7 protein-coding genes, 1 pseudogene and 1 CRISPR repeat array are annotated in these 17,989 nt (G+C 46.5%); of the genes and pseudogenes, 7 read left to right on the top strand and 1 reads right to left on the bottom strand.

All coding sequences use genetic code 11. The features are described 5' to 3' along the window. Positions 1 to 166 precede the first annotated feature (166 nt). From QT974_RS07135 to QT974_RS07115, 5 genes and pseudogenes are all read left to right on the top strand, one after another. On the top strand, positions 167 to 943 hold the full coding sequence (locus QT974_RS07135; RefSeq protein ID WP_333467822.1) for a PP2C family serine/threonine-protein phosphatase: 777 nt from the start codon (positions 167 to 169) through the stop codon (positions 941 to 943). Between the two features lie 194 nt (positions 944 to 1,137). Then, positions 1,138 to 1,830, top strand: a complete 693-nt coding sequence (locus tag QT974_RS07130; RefSeq protein ID WP_333467821.1) for a hypothetical protein — start codon at positions 1,138 to 1,140, stop codon at positions 1,828 to 1,830. 448 nt (positions 1,831 to 2,278) lie between these two features. Further along, positions 2,279 to 3,262 (top strand): ribonuclease III domain-containing protein, encoded by a 984-nt coding sequence (locus QT974_RS07125; protein WP_333467820.1) that lies wholly within the window; start codon positions 2,279 to 2,281, stop codon positions 3,260 to 3,262. Positions 3,263 to 3,428: 166 nt separating this feature from the next. After that, positions 3,429 to 4,164, top strand: a pseudogene (locus QT974_RS07120) (Uma2 family endonuclease). 229 nt (positions 4,165 to 4,393) lie between these two features. Then, positions 4,394 to 6,505, top strand: a complete 2,112-nt coding sequence (locus tag QT974_RS07115) for a DNA-binding protein (RefSeq protein WP_333467819.1) — start codon at positions 4,394 to 4,396, stop codon at positions 6,503 to 6,505. Between the two features lie 278 nt (positions 6,506 to 6,783). Continuing rightward, positions 6,784 to 12,637: a CRISPR direct-repeat array (repeat unit 37 nt; unit sequence GCCGGAAAAACCCTAAAACCCTATCAGGGATTGAAAC). Between the two features lie 642 nt (positions 12,638 to 13,279). Here the strand turns inward: QT974_RS07115 and QT974_RS07110 are convergent. After that, complete coding sequence (locus QT974_RS07110) at positions 13,280 to 14,386, bottom strand: precorrin-8X methylmutase (RefSeq protein WP_333467818.1); 1,107 nt, start codon at positions 14,384 to 14,386, stop codon at positions 13,280 to 13,282. A 379-nt stretch (positions 14,387 to 14,765) separates the two neighbouring features. Between QT974_RS07110 and QT974_RS07105 the strand changes: the two genes are divergently transcribed. Further along, positions 14,766 to 15,878 carry a flagellar assembly protein H gene (locus QT974_RS07105; protein ID WP_333467817.1) on the top strand — a complete coding sequence of 371 codons (1,113 nt, stop codon included), beginning with the start codon at positions 14,766 to 14,768 and terminating at the stop codon, positions 15,876 to 15,878. Between the two features lie 191 nt (positions 15,879 to 16,069). Next, positions 16,070 to 17,983, top strand: coding sequence for a heavy metal translocating P-type ATPase (locus QT974_RS07100; RefSeq protein WP_333467816.1), 1,914 nt, complete (start codon positions 16,070 to 16,072; stop codon positions 17,981 to 17,983). The last annotated feature ends 6 nt before the right edge of the window (positions 17,984 to 17,989 follow it).

The raw sequence follows: 17,989 nt of genomic DNA, 5'->3' as shown, positions 1-17,989 counted from the left end.
TGGCAGTTGGCATTTTGTAGGGGCGGGTTTAGCGAAGGATTTATGATACAAATGACTAAAAAAATGGCAAAACCCGCCCTCTCCTCTCCTCCCCATGTAAGCGGTAAGGTATCCATCGCCCACACTAAGTTTTGAATTTACGAAGTTTTGAATACAAGAGTTATTAATGGATAATTCATTATTTAATTGGCAAGTTGTAGCGGCATCGGTGACTGGTACGAGCCACGAAAAACGATCGCAACCCTGTCAAGATGCCCACTGTTGGCGCGTCTTGTCTAACGGTGTTTTGGTGGCAGCAGTGGCTGACGGCGCGGGTTCGGCTGCACTGGCAGAAGTGGGGGCAAAAATTGCTGTGGAAGCGGTTGTGGAAACGATTTGTCAACAGGATTTGCAGCCTGAAAGTGATGAGGAATGGCAGGTATTTTTCACAGATTCTCTGCAAGTTGCGCGGGCGGCTGTGGAAGCGGAAGCCGCCACCCGCGAAGTGGCGGCGAGGGATTTAGCTTGCACTTTAATTGCGGTTGTGGCTACGCCGGAATTGATCGCGGTTGCTCAAATTGGCGATGGTGCGGCGGTGGCGGGTGATAGTGCGGGAAATGCGATCGCCCTGACTGTACCTCCCTGCGGCGAATATATCAATGAAACCATATTTTTGATTTCGCCTCAGGCGATCGAAACAGCGCAATTTCAGGTAATGCGGGAACCGCTGCGGCACTTGGCGGTGTTTTCCGACGGCTTGCAAATGCTAGCTCTCAAAATCCCCGAAGGTACGCCCCACGGGCCGTTTTTTGCGCCGTTGTTTCGGTTTTCGGGCGAAGCGAAGGAAGATGCGGATGCAAAAGAGCAGTTAGAGTCGTTTTTGCGATCGCCCCGCGTGTCCGAACGCACCGATGATGATTTAACATTATTGTTAGCAAGTTTTGCGAGTTCCGATGTAAAGTAAAATTTCAAATTAATCGATTACAGCGAACAGTTATCTGCGTCAATCGGCGTTTAGTTGGGGTTAAAACTTCCCCATTTTTAATTTTGCAACAAGTCTAATACGTTCAACCGAGCGAGCAGCGAAAAATTGGCACGGTTCTATAATAAAATCGAGGTGTCAACAATTCTGGTTTAATCTGTACAGTAGGTCGTCACTTGCAAGCACAAGAGATTAAGGATAAGCTCAACTCCCTGATTAGCGCAGCAGATCCAATAGATCCGAGTTTGGCGAGAAGATTGGATGAAATCAATCGCTGGGTGAAAGATGTTAGACCCGGTTCGCTAACTGCTAAAAAATTTGTGATGGCTTTTTTGCTACAGCTTATCCGAGATTCTCAGGTTTGGCTGGCGGTTCAATCTCTACCTTCGGAAAGAGAACGACAAGCGGCGTTTGAGTTAATGACTCCTGGTGAAAGGTATTGGTATAGTTATTTATTTCCTAAATGGCTGAGTGAAAACGATCGCAAATTTTATATCTGGAAACAAAAACTCAAGGCGGGTAAATTCGATCCGGGTGACGATCGCGTCATTCGTGCGATCGCCGCCCGGATAGTCGAACGCCAAGGCAGTGTTTTGTATCGCTATGTAGCCGATCTTTCTATGGCTACCGATTCGATCGTCAGCAACCGCCAACAGCAGCCCCTCTGCATTCAAGTCACTACTCTTTCTGATGAATTTTCAGAACAAAAATATCAAAAATGGCAACAAACTCTTCAAGGTTGGGGGATTGACAGAGGACTATTTTTAAGTTATGATACGAAAGATGCAAATTTCCTGAACCAGTTAGTTAACATTGCATTATATAATAGTGATAATTTGCCCGCAGGTCGTTACCTCAAATTCCCATAAATTCACCCGATCTGCTGCTGAGAATACTTCGACTGCTAAAAACTCGGTGAACAAGAAATTTTGAATAACTCGCATATTGCATAATTCCAGACAAGGCGACCAACCTAAACCTCAGACTGCTTCAGGCAAAAGGACAGGCTGCGTCAAGATATTTCCTGCAATTTTCTGTTTTCCGGAGGTGTCTGGCAAACTGCGGCAACAGGCGATCGATACGAATGTTAAGCAATGTCCAGGTTTACCGCAGCAATCAATAGCGGTAAAGTGCCATCTGAGTGCACCCTCCGAAAGATAGAGATGCTGGGAAATTCTTCGCTAAGCAACGAGAATATTTATCAAAACAATCAATCAGAGTGCAAGAACTAGCAACTCGGGATAAATTGAAGAGAGATTTGATTGAATCGTGGTGAAGTTGTTGGAAATAAAATCAAATTACATCAAAATCAATACTATGACAGTACAAGGTACAAGCACCGTTGAAAACAACTTACAAAAAGTATTAGAAGAACTGGAAGCTGCCAGAAAAATGCAGGATGATTGGATAAATAACGGGGTAGATTTTGTTGATTTATATGTGGAAGATGCAGGCGGTGATTGGTTGGAAAAATGGGGTAAATATGAAGAAGAATTAGAACATAGAAAAATTAAACAGGTAGATGTTGAAGCAGTCAAAGCCGCGATCGACCTTTCGGACTTTGGGGAAACCCAACTGTTGGAAATCGCCTTGAGCCGTCCTTCCTACCACTCTGCATCCGAGCAAGATGTGAAGCACAAACGGCTGTCACTCCTAGGCGCAGCGATTTTCGGTGCTGTTGTTACCGATTACCTCTACCGCGAATATCCCCAGCTAGATGCGGAGGCTATCTCCAACTTAAAAATGAGTTTAGCAGAACCGGAAAAACTGGCAGAATTAGCTTGTAATTTTAAATTGAACGAACTCTGTTGGTGCAGCGAGTTGCTTCTAGTAACAGATAGCAGCGAGTACAATAGATTTTTATCCGAGAGTTTTGAAGCTTTGTTTGGCGCGATTTACTTGGAGTTCGATCGCGATTTATTTCGTGCGGGAAACTGGCCGATCCAGCAGTCGATTGCAACAACTGTCGGCGCACACCTAGAGGGAACTCAACAGCCGAAAAATGCGGCGGAAAACGAGCTAAAACGGCGGGAAATCCTCGGTGCAGATATTCTAGAGGCGATCGCGATCGACTATTTGTACAACCGTTTTCCCGAACGCAACGCCAAGGAGCTAACTCGCTGGAAAAATCTTTTAGTAGCTAAAGAGATTTTTCCCAAAGACTTTAAGGCAAAATTAGGCAGTCATTACCTAGAGTTGCAGAGCAATTTCTCGCGCACGCGGGACTGGTTGGTGGATAACTTCATCACAACCGCAGTTGACGAACTGGAAGAGGAAGCAGGCGATCGGTTCATCAGTTGACCTGTGACAGTTGACCTGTGACAGTTGACAGCTACCTCTTCCATCGATAGCAGAGGATTGCAGCAATGAATCATTTTGTTTGATTTCCCCCGTTTAGGGGGAGGCTTCAGACCAAAGTTTCTCGGTAAACTAAAATTAACTCATAAAAAAAATGGGGAAAACAGCAATGGTTACAAAACTGCAATCTCCCGAAAAATCAAATGTCATCTACCCCGACGATAACGGCGAACCGATATCAAACAATACAGATCAGTTTAGATTAATCGTTTGGATCAAAGAAAACTTAGAATTGCTGTTTGCAAATGACCCGAATGTTTTTGTAGCAGGTGACTTGGTTTGGTATCCGGTGGAAGGAAATAATAAACTTTGCCAAGCACCAGATGTGATGGCAGTTTTTGGCAGACCAAAAGGATATCGAGGTTCTTACCAACAGTGGAATGAAGGGAATATTGCACCGCAAGTCGCTTTTGAAATTTGGTCGCCGGGAAATCGTCTTACTCCGATGATTTAAAAATTTCAATTTTACGAACGCTACGGTGTGGAAGAATATTATTTGTACGACCCGCAAACCTTAGAACTGACAGGATGGTTGCTGGTTGATTCGTAATTTGAAGCGATCCTCTTCGAGGGCTTCGCTAACGAACAAATGGACGGTTGGATCGGTTCGAGACTGGGAGTGCGGTTTCAATTACCAGAAACAAAACTGGAAATGTTCGGGGCTAACCAAGAACAGTTTGTGGATTTTGGGGAACTCGATCGACCGATCCAGCAAGCCGAGGCGCGGGCCGAACAAGCCGCAAATGCTGCTGGAACAAGAACGATCGCGATCGCAAGCCTTAGAATCAAGACTCCGAGACATGGGAATCGATGCCGATCGACTCTCAGCACAATTGCAAAATTGAACTATTGTGGAACAGGCATCTTATATGTTGCTGAGTTTTCCAGGACGGGCTTTCGGGCTCATCCCACAAACAACCACAATAAAATTGGTTCGATCGTTCCGACGGAGAGTCCTCTCTCATTGGATGCGGACTCTCCGTCCGAACGATCGAACCTTATAATGGTTGTTTTACAGGTCAAATGTATTGAGTGCTGTTGACTTCCAAATCCTCTATCCCCTAACGGAATTCTATGCAGTTGCAGCGCCAATTTAGCGGACAACTGATTGCGATCGACAGCAACAGCGCGATCGCCAGCGGCGGTGAAGGTCGCATCTACCCGATCGCCCAAGACTCGTCCCTTGTAGCAAAAATCTACCACAAACCGACAGACGAAGACGGCGACAAACTCACTGTCATGTTTAGTATGCCGCCGGATGCGCCGATCGCGGAACCGGGACACGCCTCAATAGCTTGGCCGCTCGATTTGCTACATACTGTCGGCGGGCGCGAAAAAATCGTCGGCTTTGTGATGCCGCGCGTCAAGAAAGCCTTACCGATACACACTTTCTACACTCCCAAAACCAGGCGCGAACAAAAACCCCTATTTAACTATCTTTACCTCCACCGCACCGCCAGAAATCTCGCCTCGGCGGTAAATGCCCTCCACGTCAGGGGTTACGTGATTGGGGACGTGAACGAGTCGAATATTCTAGTCACCGATACGGCGTTGGTAACGCTGGTAGATACCGATTCGTTTCAAGTGCGCGATCCTTATACTGGTTACGTTTATCGGTGTCCGGTGGGGAAACCCGAGTTTACGCCGCCGGAATTGCAGGGCCAGACTTTCCGCGATATCGATCGAACTCCAGAGCACGATTTGTTCGGTTTAGGGGTACTAATTTTTCAATTGTTGATGGAAGGTACGCACCCGTTTTCGGGAGTTTATCTCGGTAGCGACGAACCGCCGTCTCTGGAAGCGAGAATTCGATCGGGTCATTTTCCCAGCGGTACCAAGCGGATACCCTACCGCCCGATGCCCGCAGCGCCACCCTTCGAGATGCTGCATCCGCGGCTGCGGCAGATGTTTGTCCGCTGTTTTGAGGAAGGACACGGCAATCCGTCGGCGCGCCCGGATGCGAAAACTTGGGTGAATGCGCTTCGGGAAGCGGAAGATTCCCTAATTACTTGCAGCAAAAACTCTCAGCACAAATACGGAAATCATCAGAGTCGGTGCCCTTGGTGCGATCGGGCAAAACTCCTCCAAGGCCGCGATCCGTTTCCTTCGCGGCAGGCTGTCAGCAACGGATTGCACTTGCAGCCAGCCAAAACCAAGCGTAAAAAGCCCCAACCACCGCCCGTCGTGAGGGAGACCGCAGTGCGCAGACAACACCCCTCAACGGGGCTGCCGCGCCAACTGGGCAACTATCAACTGCCGATGCTACCGATTCCTTCTCGGAGTCGGACTCCGGCGCCTCAGATTCCCCCTAGCAAGTTTGAGCGTATTGTTCAGGATGCTGCTTGGGGCGGTGTTTGGGGTAGTTTGTGTTTGGCTGCGGGGGTGGCGATAGCTTCGGTAATTGCTGAAGGTGGCGGCCCGATTTTGGGCGCAATCATTGTCGGTTCGATTTGGGGCAGTTTTTTTGGGATGATGTGGGGTATTTTCACTTTGTCGCCGAACCAGATTTGGCGCAAGTGGGGGGGAGTTTTGGCGGGGGCGACTTGGGGGGCTTTTTTGTTGGCGGCGATCGCGGGTGCGGTGTCTGGGGCGATTAATGGCAATCCGGCGATCGGGCAGGCGATCGGCTGTGGCGCGGGGGTTGGTGCTGCATGGGGCTGTATTTGGGCAAGTTTTGGGCCTCCTCTGGCGCTGCCGATCGGGAGAGTGTGGGGCCGGCGGGGGGCATTTTTGGGAGCGGTTTGGGGAGCGTTTTTGGGGACTTGGGCTGGTGTTTTGCTGGGGATTGGGTGGGTGGTTTGGCAGCAGTATAACGGGCAGATGCGGCCGGCGATCGAGTTTGGGGGTTTGTTGTTTGGTGTGGCGATCGTGGCGGCGGGTGTGGGTGCGATTGGGGGTATCGTTTCAGGGACTTTCTTGGGTGTTTGCGGGTTTGCGCCGAAGTTACCTGTGTCGTTTCAGCCTTCGGGAATGCGCGGTGCGGCTTTAGGTTCAATTTGGGGTAGTTTTTTGGGGACTTTTGCGGGTGCTTTGTTGGGGGCGATCGTGTGTGCGGTGTTTCCGGCTCTGAGCGGTGGGGTGTCGGTGCAGTTGGCTCCTGTCGTGGGTGCGCTAGTGGGGGCTGGTTTGGGGGCGATTTGGGGGGTAATTTCGGGTGGTGTTTGGGGGTCGCTGGGGAAGTGGTGATCGGGTTGATGTGTGTTTTGGGGGGAAAATCCGTGAATCGGTAGCTGTAAAAATCGAGGTGTTAAATTTTGGGGCTACAATGTGTGTGCTGCAAGAGTTTGAGGCTCTCTGTCTCAAAAAACGATTCACGGAAAATCTGAAAGTATTATAGGATAACGCTTTGGAGTGAATATGAAAAATTCGGTATTGACAAGTCGAAGGCCCAAATGGTACTTTTGTTTTAGATTCACGGAACTGAACCTTGAAAACCAAATACAGCAAGGCTTCTGCAACGGGCCGCCGGAAAAACCCTAAAACCCTATCAGGGATTGAAACAATTGCTTTTAATTGCCCACCCGTCGCCTAAAATCCAGCCGGAAAAACCCTAAAACCCTATCAGGGATTGAAACATCTTCCCCTTTCTTCCATGAAGGAAAATAAGCAGCTTCGGGCCGGAAAAACCCTAAAACCCTATCAGGGATTGAAACTTGAAGTTAAAGCGCGAGAATGGAAAGGCTTATTGCCGGAAAAACCCTAAAACCCTATCAGGGATTGAAACATATTCTCTGCAAGAAGCGCAACCAGTTGCGCTTTTGCGCCGGAAAAACCCTAAAACCCTATCAGGGATTGAAACACATTTTTATTGACAGAAGGGAGACTTTGTTTGCGCCGGAAAAACCCTAAAACCCTATCAGGGATTGAAACTATACGAATCGATTCTAAATCGATTCTAAATCGAGCCGGAAAAACCCTAAAACCCTATCAGGGATTGAAACGCAAAAAAGGCAAATGTGCAATAATTATTTAAATATTTATGCCGGAAAAACCCTAAAACCCTATCAGGGATTGAAACTGTTTACACTGGTAGGCGATCGTAAATCGGCAACGAGCCGGAAAAACCCTAAAACCCTATCAGGGATTGAAACTATTGTCTGGACCAATACGATACATTGAACACGGCCGGAAAAACCCTAAAACCCTATCAGGGATTGAAACGCTAAAATTCAAGGTCAGATTGCTGAAGCCGGACTGAGCCGGAAAAACCCTAAAACCCTATCAGGGATTGAAACCTTTCAATACATTAGCAACCGCTGCAACCACTGGGGCCGGAAAAACCCTAAAACCCTATCAGGGATTGAAACAAGCCCGACGCTGAGCCAACAAACCATCCGGCTACGCCGGAAAAACCCTAAAACCCTATCAGGGATTGAAACGTACAAGGTAGCTATTGGGCTTTCAAATGGCTCGCTTTCGCCGGAAAAACCCTAAAACCCTATCAGGGATTGAAACATTCATAGTGACTTCTTTTGCATCCTCTACCCTTCCAGCCGGAAAAACCCTAAAACCCTATCAGGGATTGAAACGGATGGACAATTTATTTATACACCCACAAGTGGTGTATAGCCGGAAAAACCCTAAAACCCTATCAGGGATTGAAACCGATCGTTTGATGGACAATTAATGGCACATCCACAGCCGGAAAAACCCTAAAACCCTATCAGGGATTGAAACCTAATGATTTAAAACTTAGGATTAACAATGAAATTACAAAGCCGGAAAAACCCTAAAACCCTATCAGGGATTGAAACTCCTCGAAGTAATCTCCCGGCTCTAGCCGAATCGATCGAGCGCCGGAAAAACCCTAAAACCCTATCAGGGATTGAAACAAGCACCCCCACATCAGCGAAAAACTCTTAGGCTGGCCGGAAAAACCCTAAAACCCTATCAGGGATTGAAACCTGGGCGCGGCTCCTTTGCTGCTCGTTCTGCGGGCCGGAAAAACCCTAAAACCCTATCAGGGATTGAAACCCATATTTATCTATTAGCTAATTTTGCTGACTAGAGCCGGAAAAACCCTAAAACCCTATCAGGGATTGAAACCAATCCAATTAGCCTCGCCTGTTATTGCGTTATTAGCCGGAAAAACCCTAAAACCCTATCAGGGATTGAAACTGATAGTGAATCGGGCGTACGATATATTGAATATTTTCCCGAGCCGGAAAAACCCTAAAACCCTATCAGGGATTGAAACCAAAACTGCTAAGCTGTGAGCGCAGAATTGTTCGGAATGCCGGAAAAACCCTAAAACCCTATCAGGGATTGAAACTTTACTCTTAAATCCGATATGGCAATTGCAGCCTGGCCGGAAAAACCCTAAAACCCTATCAGGGATTGAAACGGGAGTTTGCCAACTGTCCGGATCTTTTGGCGGCGCCGCTGACTTGAGCCGGAAAAACCCTAAAACCCTATCAGGGATTGAAACAAGTTCTTCTCTTATTGCTTTTAATGGCACAGACATGGCCGGAAAAACCCTAAAACCCTATCAGGGATTGAAACGTAACTTGCCAGAGCTTTTACCTTTTCATAACCTTGAGCCGGAAAAACCCTAAAACCCTATCAGGGATTGAAACCCGGTATATTGCTGAATTAGCAGATTCTAAAAGCCGGAAAAACCCTAAAACCCTATCAGGGATTGAAACAACCGAAGGATTGTTATTCAGTGCAATTTGAACATATTGAGCCGGAAAAACCCTAAAACCCTATCAGGGATTGAAACGTGCATGATTGAAGCCCAGACAAATTTTACTCCGGCTGGCCGGAAAAACCCTAAAACCCTATCAGGGATTGAAACCAAATTTTAGAATCTGCTTCTTCTTCTGGGACGATTTCGCCGGAAAAACCCTAAAACCCTATCAGGGATTGAAACCTGCTCCTTACCGAAGAGGCGAACTGGACACAAGTGGCCGGAAAAACCCTAAAACCCTATCAGGGATTGAAACGGTTCAACTAATAACCCAAGCACTTACGCCATAAGCCGGAAAAACCCTAAAACCCTATCAGGGATTGAAACATAAAGCTCGTCCTAGTTGTGGAATTCTGCTTTAAGCCGGAAAAACCCTAAAACCCTATCAGGGATTGAAACAAAAAACTTTTTAGATTCTCCCGGACATAAAGTGCCGGAAAAACCCTAAAACCCTATCAGGGATTGAAACATAAAACCGATGTACAGATCGAGAAGTTGGTACAGAGCGCCGGAAAAACCCTAAAACCCTATCAGGGATTGAAACTAAGCCAGTTCTGATACTCTTGAGGCGTTAGCGCCGGAAAAACCCTAAAACCCTATCAGGGATTGAAACACAAGCTAACCATAAATCATCCGGCGTGACCGTTGAATGCCGGAAAAACCCTAAAACCCTATCAGGGATTGAAACCTGGCAATAGTCGCTTGTACACAAGGCATTCCACTGCCGGAAAAACCCTAAAACCCTATCAGGGATTGAAACAGAAAAATTGATGTTAACTACCAGAGAAAAGATCCGCCGGAAAAACCCTAAAACCCTATCAGGGATTGAAACTGGCGGTTTGGCGGTTTCGGCAATGGCGATCGCGCGCCGGAAAAACCCTAAAACCCTATCAGGGATTGAAACTGGGAATTCTGGGAATTAATCCGGATACCCTTGACACCCTGCCGGAAAAACCCTAAAACCCTATCAGGGATTGAAACGCTCACTGGATAATTGACTGGACTAATTTAAGAAGCCGGAAAAACCCTAAAACCCTATCAGGGATTGAAACCTGAGCCGATCGAACTCCGATTCCTGCTTGCTCTAACGCCGGAAAAACCCTAAAACCCTATCAGGGATTGAAACATTTGATAATAAACCGATACAAGCAAGGCTTTGGCTGAAGGCCGGAAAAACCCTAAAACCCTATCAGGGATTGAAACTCCGATCTGCCTAATCGCAAGCTTGCCTTTAGAGCCGGAAAAACCCTAAAACCCTATCAGGGATTGAAACTTTACTGAATATCTTGTGCTATGATTTCAGTATTAGCCGGAAAAACCCTAAAACCCTATCAGGGATTGAAACAATGGAAAACCGACAGGGCTTTGATAATGATTAAAGGCCGGAAAAACCCTAAAACCCTATCAGGGATTGAAACTGAACAGCTAAGGCAGCAAAAACACGCCGCTGAAGAGCCGGAAAAACCCTAAAACCCTATCAGGGATTGAAACCTCTCGTTTCTTTTGTTTGCTTATCTAACTATAGCCGGAAAAACCCTAAAACCCTATCAGGGATTGAAACACTGCTAGCGCGTGGAATATGGTCGATATAGCCGGAAAAACCCTAAAACCCTATCAGGGATTGAAACACGCGAGATCCGGAGTATACAGCGGCTATCAACGCGCCGGAAAAACCCTAAAACCCTATCAGGGATTGAAACTAGGCAAACACTTGCAAAGGCTGCGCCCTGGTTATGCCGCCGGAAAAACCCTAAAACCCTATCAGGGATTGAAACTAATTGCTGAGCGCTAGCTAATTGTTGCGAGTTTAATTGCGCCGGAAAAACCCTAAAACCCTATCAGGGATTGAAACATCGATTTCAAACTTACCACTTACCACGATCTCATGCCGGAAAAACCCTAAAACCCTATCAGGGATTGAAACTGTGCAAGTCGATGCAGGCGTCGCCTTGATCGAGCCGGAAAAACCCTAAAACCCTATCAGGGATTGAAACAAATATTAGAAGCGATCGGACGCTACGAGCCTGAGCCGGAAAAACCCTAAAACCCTATCAGGGATTGAAACTTGTGGTGTGATCTTCCCGCAATTGTCGCTGATATCAGAGAGCGCCGGAAAAACCCTAAAACCCTATCAGGGATTGAAACAAAGTTAAAAATCCAAAGTCTTTACCCAAAACCTGCCGGAAAAACCCTAAAACCCTATCAGGGATTGAAACAAACCGCAATCGCAACTGTTGACAGCGGCGAGATAATTCTGCGCCGGAAAAACCCTAAAACCCTATCAGGGATTGAAACCAAACACGGCAATGGACTAATCATTGATTTCCACAGCCGGAAAAACCCTAAAACCCTATCAGGGATTGAAACCCATCAAAACAGTCGATAGCAGATTCTAATTTTCCAAGGCCGGAAAAACCCTAAAACCCTATCAGGGATTGAAACGTTCGAGCAGCCCAAGGTGCCAAGCCGGCGCCAAAAACGCCGGAAAAACCCTAAAACCCTATCAGGGATTGAAACTCAGTTATTATGCCATCAGTGATAGCAAAAGTGAGCCGGAAAAACCCTAAAACCCTATCAGGGATTGAAACAGACATTAAATTGCTCCTTTCATAATAGAAGAAAGCCAAGCCGGAAAAACCCTAAAACCCTATCAGGGATTGAAACTTTGAGGCTTAGTTATTAGCTGATTTTTTAGTCGTGCCGGAAAAACCCTAAAACCCTATCAGGGATTGAAACTACAGCAGTGCTTGCTGTGATATCGATCGCACTAGCCGGAAAAACCCTAAAACCCTATCAGGGATTGAAACTGTGGAAAGTTGCCTGTGTTTCGATCGTGCTAGCATCCACGCCGGAAAAACCCTAAAACCCTATCAGGGATTGAAACTCAATGCCATCGCTTCGGCGTTGCTGCTAGGGTCTCCAGCCGGAAAAACCCTAAAACCCTATCAGGGATTGAAACTTTTGAAGCGGATTGGTGGGGATATTGGCCGAGCTTGCGAGCCGGAAAAACCCTAAAACCCTATCAGGGATTGAAACGATTAATATAACAAAGCTGAAAAGTTTGACCTTCTAGCCGGAAAAACCCTAAAACCCTATCAGGGATTGAAACCCTGAATCCGACCAAACATATACACCGCATTGAAGCCGGAAAAACCCTAAAACCCTATCAGGGATTGAAACGCCGAATAAGCAAATCCTTCTCTGATTTCTAAGTTGCCGGAAAAACCCTAAAACCCTATCAGGGATTGAAACAATTATCCTATCCAATTCTTCCACGCCTAAAAACTTAAGCCGGAAAAACCCTAAAACCCTATCAGGGATTGAAACTAATACCTTCGTTTTGGTGTTCTGCTGCTTCAAGCTGCTCAGCCGGAAAAACCCTAAAACCCTATCAGGGATTGAAACTTTCCGATAAACGGGGACGGAGATTCTCAGGAGAGTCATAATGCCGGAAAAACCCTAAAACCCTATCAGGGATTGAAACGTCGAGTTTGCATCCAGAGCAAGTAGCAAATTGCAGCCGGAAAAACCCTAAAACCCTATCAGGGATTGAAACAGAGAATATCTGCGCCTGCTAAATTCTCCGGCTTACGCCGGAAAAACCCTAAAACCCTATCAGGGATTGAAACACATGATTGCCGCTGACACATTGCCACGAGCGATGCCGGAAAAACCCTATTTCCCGATATAAGGCTTGAAACCCACATTCCGCACTTCTTAACACGGTTAAAAGTATTTTGACGATCAAACGTCATTCTAGAGATTTAATTTGATAAATGTTCTTAAGAAGTAAAAAAAATCGATCGTACAAAAATAATTTTCAACGAAAATCAATATTTCTATGCAGTGACTATAACGCTTGTAGAGAAGGGAAGATAGCCATTTTTCAGCCAAAAATTCCAGATTTTATGTTAAGACCTGCGGAAAGTGGGTTGAAGCCCTTTATTGGAAGGCTTTCGCCTCGGACAATGTAGCGAGAAAAACCATAAATCCCGATCGGGGATTGAAACAAAGTACAAGCGCTGCAAAAAACCTAAATCCCTATCAAAGATTGAAACTAAATCGGCTATGATGTCATTTCCGCTTGCACTCAGACATGATTGTTGAGTGTGAGTTGAAAAACTGAAAATTGCGCTGATACTTGTTTGCAGCTTGACTCCACTTTACCGGGACGGACGATGAAGCGCGGATTTGATATCATTGTGGCGCACCCGGAATTGAGATCAAGCAGCAAAATACAAATTAAGCCACAATAAACCTAAATCCCATCTTCACTTGAGATGACAATGACAATTCGGCTTTGCAATCAAAGACTCAACCAAAGCATTCAAAGCAACCGCCGCCAACAAGCCGCCGCCAAAAGTCCCCACCGTCGTAATATAAGGAATTCCCGATCGCACTAACCGACGTTTCGCCACCGGAGCATGACTGAAGCCGATCGGCATTCCAATTACCAAAGCCGGTTGTAGTTGCCCGTTCGCGATCGCATCGCAAACCGCCATCAGCACAGACGGCGCATATCCTACTACTAATATACATCCTGGTTCCAATTTCAACAACTTTTCAAACCACTCGCGCTCGTGCCAGAATTCCTGTTCAGCTTCCGCCGCAGCATTGATGTGCGGGTCGTCAATTAAAGTTGTAATACTTGTTCCCAAATGTGTCAATCTTGTGCCATCCAAAGCCGCAAAAACAGGAGGCACGTCAGCCACAATTTGACACCGATTTTTCAAAGCCAACCGCGCCGATTTAATCGCCGTTTCGCTCAACTTCACAAACGGCAGCAGCGAACAATCTCCGGATGCTAACACCAATTTTGACAGCAAGTCTACCTCAATTTCCGAGCGATCGGTCAAATCCGGCAACAAATGCTGCAATGACTCAGCAAACGCCTCCGGGTGAGTGTGCGCCCCCGCATCCCAAGCATCCCAAAGTTGTTCCAACTGTCCCAAACCCCCCTCAGTTTCCGCCTCCAACACCCTCAATTGAGCCAGTGCGCTCGCTTGTACCGCTTGACAGGAGATATCCCGTCCCAGCAATCCTTCGAGTGCTGATGCCGTTTCTCGCAGGCGCACAATCTGCTGAATTACCGACAGATATTGCTGTTGGAGAGTCGCCATCACCGCGTCTGCGGAAGCCTCAGCGTCTGTTTCTAGAAGTTTGCGGATGTGAGACAGTTGAAAGCCTTGCTGCTTGAGTGCGACGATTCTTTGGAGTCTTTGCACGTCGCTGCGGGTGTACAGTCTGTAGTTAGAGGTCGATCGCACTGGCGGAGAAAGCAGCCCCAAAGCGTGATAGTGCCGCACCATCCGAGGCGTAATTGTGCCTTTTACCGCTTCAGTAAGTTGTTTGATTGTCAGATATTGTTGCTGCATCATACCAATTCTGAAAACGAGGACTAAATATTCTAAATTGTACCAAATATCTGTAGAAAAACGGCATTGCCGTGTCCGGCGCGGGGTTATGCAAAGTAATTTTTATATAATAACGTTTAATTGTAATTGTTCAAAATAATAAACGTCTATAAGTGTCATTTCGAGGCACGAAGCAATCTAAGTATTTGCGATTGCTTCGTGCCTCGAAATGAAAATAAATATCTGAAAATCGGCTCTTTATTAATTTAATACTAACAATAAAATAACTTATACAAACCAGATATTTCGCTTTATTAATAATCCCTAAAACTGGTCAAATATTGCTTAAAAGTATGATAAAATTAACTCGTGCAGTCAAGATAAAATCAAAAAAATAAACCCAATGACGCGATTAATTCACGATCGCTTTGCCAAAGAATACCTAGAAGAGATGCTGTCTCCATTAGGAACAGTCAATATCGGTCGCGATGTCACTTCCGAAGTGCGCGAAATCGATGTTTACTTTACCTATGAAAACACAATCCCAGAACATATCGAAAACTTAGGATTATTGGGAAGACTAGCAACTGCGACGGCAATTTTTGAACCATTTCGCAACCCGGTAACTATCAGGGAAGTTGTCGGTTGCATCAGCAAATTGTTTGATATTCAGAGCGAATTAGAGCGAGAAGCCAGAAGAGACAATATTCGAGTTAACGAAAATGATTTTCCGAAATTGTGGATTCTCACTCCCACAGCGTCAGAATCGCTGTTAAACGGGTTTCGCGCACAACCAGATGAGCCCAATTGGATGCCCGGAATTTATTTTTTGGGGGAATCTATGCGATCGGCAATTGTGGTGATTCATCAGTTGCCAAAAACTCCCGAAACCTTGTGGCTAAGGATTTTGGGCAAAGGAAAGGTGCAGGAAAGAGCTGTTGCCGAGTTAAGCGCCTTAGCGACAGACAATCCCCTGCGAACTAATACGTTAGAATTGCTATATCGACTGCAATCAAACCTAGTAGCAGATTTAGAACAGCCCATAGAAACAGAAGACCGGGAGTTAATTATGACTATCGCACCTCTTTTTCAAGAACAGTTACAAGCGGCACAGGAACAAGGTATCGAACAAGGTATCGAACAAGGATTAGAGCGAGGATTAGAGCGAGGAAGACAAGAACAACAGCGCTTAATTTTAGAGAATTTTATGCGCGCGAGATTTGGAGAGTTAGATTCGCTGATGATAGCGTTTTTCTCTCCCGTGTCCAGGATACCGGCTGCCGAGTTTACGGTGATTTTACTGGGAATATCTATGCTCGCGGTGGATGCGGCGGGCAAGCAAGAAGCGGTGAGGTTGTTAGCAGAGAATGTCTTAGCACTGCGGTTAAATCAATCTAGCGAGAGTTTACCTACACTGGTTGCGAATTTGTTGGCTTTACCTATGACAGAATTGACGTTGTTGTTGGAAGAATTGCCTCAGTTATCGACTGATGAATTGATGGCCCGATTGGGATAGATTTCAGGGTAGAGTTTGTTTGAAGTGCGATCGACCTTACCGACAGTCGATCGCGATTTGCGATCGCCCGAAATACAGGAAACCGCAGTGCCCTTGGGCTACCAGCAGGGAATTTAGATTAAAAGCTTGACATTGACATTAATGTCAAGGTTTACGATGCAGGAGTCATTCTACCAAATCAAACTTCTCCAATGACTCCCAATTCCCTCCCCATTTCTCGCCTGTCGCGCCTCGCCGAAGAACATCCCGATGCTGTGACTGCCGCCCTGTGCGGAATTCTAGTAATTTTGGGTTCGATCGCCCTACAAGTCGGTTGGCTGGGCTTAGCGGTGTTAATATTGCCCGCTGCTTACGTAATCGGCGGCTATTCCAGCACCCGCGAAGGGTTGACTACGCTATTTGAAGAACGCGAATTAGATGTAGATTTGTTGATGATTGTTGCTGCTTTGGGCGCGGCCGGTTTGGGGCTGTGGCGGCGAGAATATCATTTAATTGTGGACGGTGCTGTTTTAATTTTAATCTTTGCAATTAGCGGCGCGCTGGAAGGTTATGCTATGCAGCGGACTGAACGGAGTATTCGCAGTTTGATGAGCTTGACTGCGGATACTGCGCGGGTGCTAATGTACGATGGAGAGCGAGAAATTGCGATCGACAAATTGGCAATTGGCGATCGTATTTTAGTCAAGCCCGGAGAAATCATCCCCACCGATGCAATAATTATTGAAGGCTACAGCGCCGTGAATCAAGCCTCAATTACGGGCGAATCGATGCCCGTGGAAAAAACCAGGGGCGATGAAGTCTATGCAGGCACAATTAACGGTGCGGGCGCGCTACAATTGGAAGTGCACAAAAGTCCAGAAAGCAGTTTAATTCAGCGAGTGATTAGGCTGGTACAACAAGCGCAAACAGAAGCACCACCTTCTCAGCAGTTTGTGGAAAACTTCGAGCGCGGTTATGCTAAATTGATTGTCGGTTTAGGCTTGCTGCTAGCAACTTTGCCGCCCTTTATTTTGGGCTGGAATTGGGAAGACACCATCTATCGGGCGCTGATTTTCTTAGTAGTTGCATCTCCCTGCGCGCTGATGGCTTCGATTATGCCGGCGCTGCTGTCGGGGATTGCTAACGGCGCGAGACAGGGGATTTTGTTTAAAAGCGGCGCGCAATTAGAGATAATAGGTCAAGTTCGGGCGATCGCCTTTGACAAAACTGGAACCCTTACCACCGGAAAACCGCAAGTTATCCAAATTGTACCAGCAGCCGGATATACTGAAACAGAAGTTCTGCAATTGGCTGCGGCTTTGGAAGCTCATTCCGAACACGCGATCGCCTCTTCAATTGTCGAATTTGCCAAGCAGCAACAGTTACCGCTGTCAAGTGCGATCGACGTACAAGCAAAAATCGGTCAAGGAATTGTCGGTAAAGTCAACAATCAAATTATTACCATTGGTAAAGCAGGTTTTGTCAGAGCAACTTCGGAATTAACAGAAGTCAGCCATCAGTTGCAAGCCGAAGGAAAAACCGTTGTTTGGGTGGCAAAAGAGGATAAACTTTTAGGTATCATAGCAGTAGCAGATACAGTTCGCCCGGAAGCAGCAGCCACAATCAAACGCCTGCAAAAACTAGGCGTAGAACATATCATCATGCTGACAGGTGACAACGAGCAAACCGCCCAATACATCGCCCGTCAATTAGGAATCAATGAAGTGTACGCCGAACTTTTACCCGAAGACAAAGTGCACCTAATTAAAAAGTTGCAAACCCAGTATCAAACCGTCGCCATGGTAGGAGACGGAATCAACGACGCCCCCGCCCTCGCCCAAGCTTCCGTAGGAATTGCAATGGGGATTTCCGGAAGCGACGTAGCTTTAGAAACTGCTGACATCGTATTAATGGCGGACAAGTTAGAACAATTAGCTAAAGCAATTAGTTTGGGGCGGCGCGCTCAAAATGTGGTCAAGCAAAACATTGTTTTTGCACTCAGTTGCATTATACTGTTGTTGGCTGCTAATTTTCTCGGAAATATCACAATGCCGCTCGGCGTCATCGGTCATGAAGGGTCTACAGTTTTAGTAACTTTGAGCGGTTTGCGGCTGCTGAGACATTAAGCGCGA

Origin of the sequence: Microcoleus sp. BM001215392 (assembly GCF_036700185.1) — a bacterium.
In the GTDB taxonomy this organism is placed as follows: Bacteria; Cyanobacteriota; Cyanobacteriia; order Cyanobacteriales; family Microcoleaceae; genus Microcoleus.
This window is presented reverse-complemented; position numbering and strand designations above follow the sequence as displayed.

Coding starts and splice junctions, on each gene's coding strand:
- QT974_RS07100 (WP_333467816.1), top strand. CDS start 16,070: ATGACTCCCAATTCCCTCCCCATTTCTCGCCTGTCGCGCCTCGCCGAA.
- QT974_RS07125 (WP_333467820.1), top strand. CDS start 2,279: ATGACAGTACAAGGTACAAGCACCGTTGAAAACAACTTACAAAAAGTA.
- QT974_RS07110 (WP_333467818.1), bottom strand. CDS start 14,386: ATGATGCAGCAACAATATCTGACAATCAAACAACTTACTGAAGCGGTA.
- QT974_RS07115 (WP_333467819.1), top strand. CDS start 4,394: ATGCAGTTGCAGCGCCAATTTAGCGGACAACTGATTGCGATCGACAGC.
- QT974_RS07135 (WP_333467822.1), top strand. CDS start 167: ATGGATAATTCATTATTTAATTGGCAAGTTGTAGCGGCATCGGTGACT.
- QT974_RS07105 (WP_333467817.1), top strand. CDS start 14,766: ATGACGCGATTAATTCACGATCGCTTTGCCAAAGAATACCTAGAAGAG.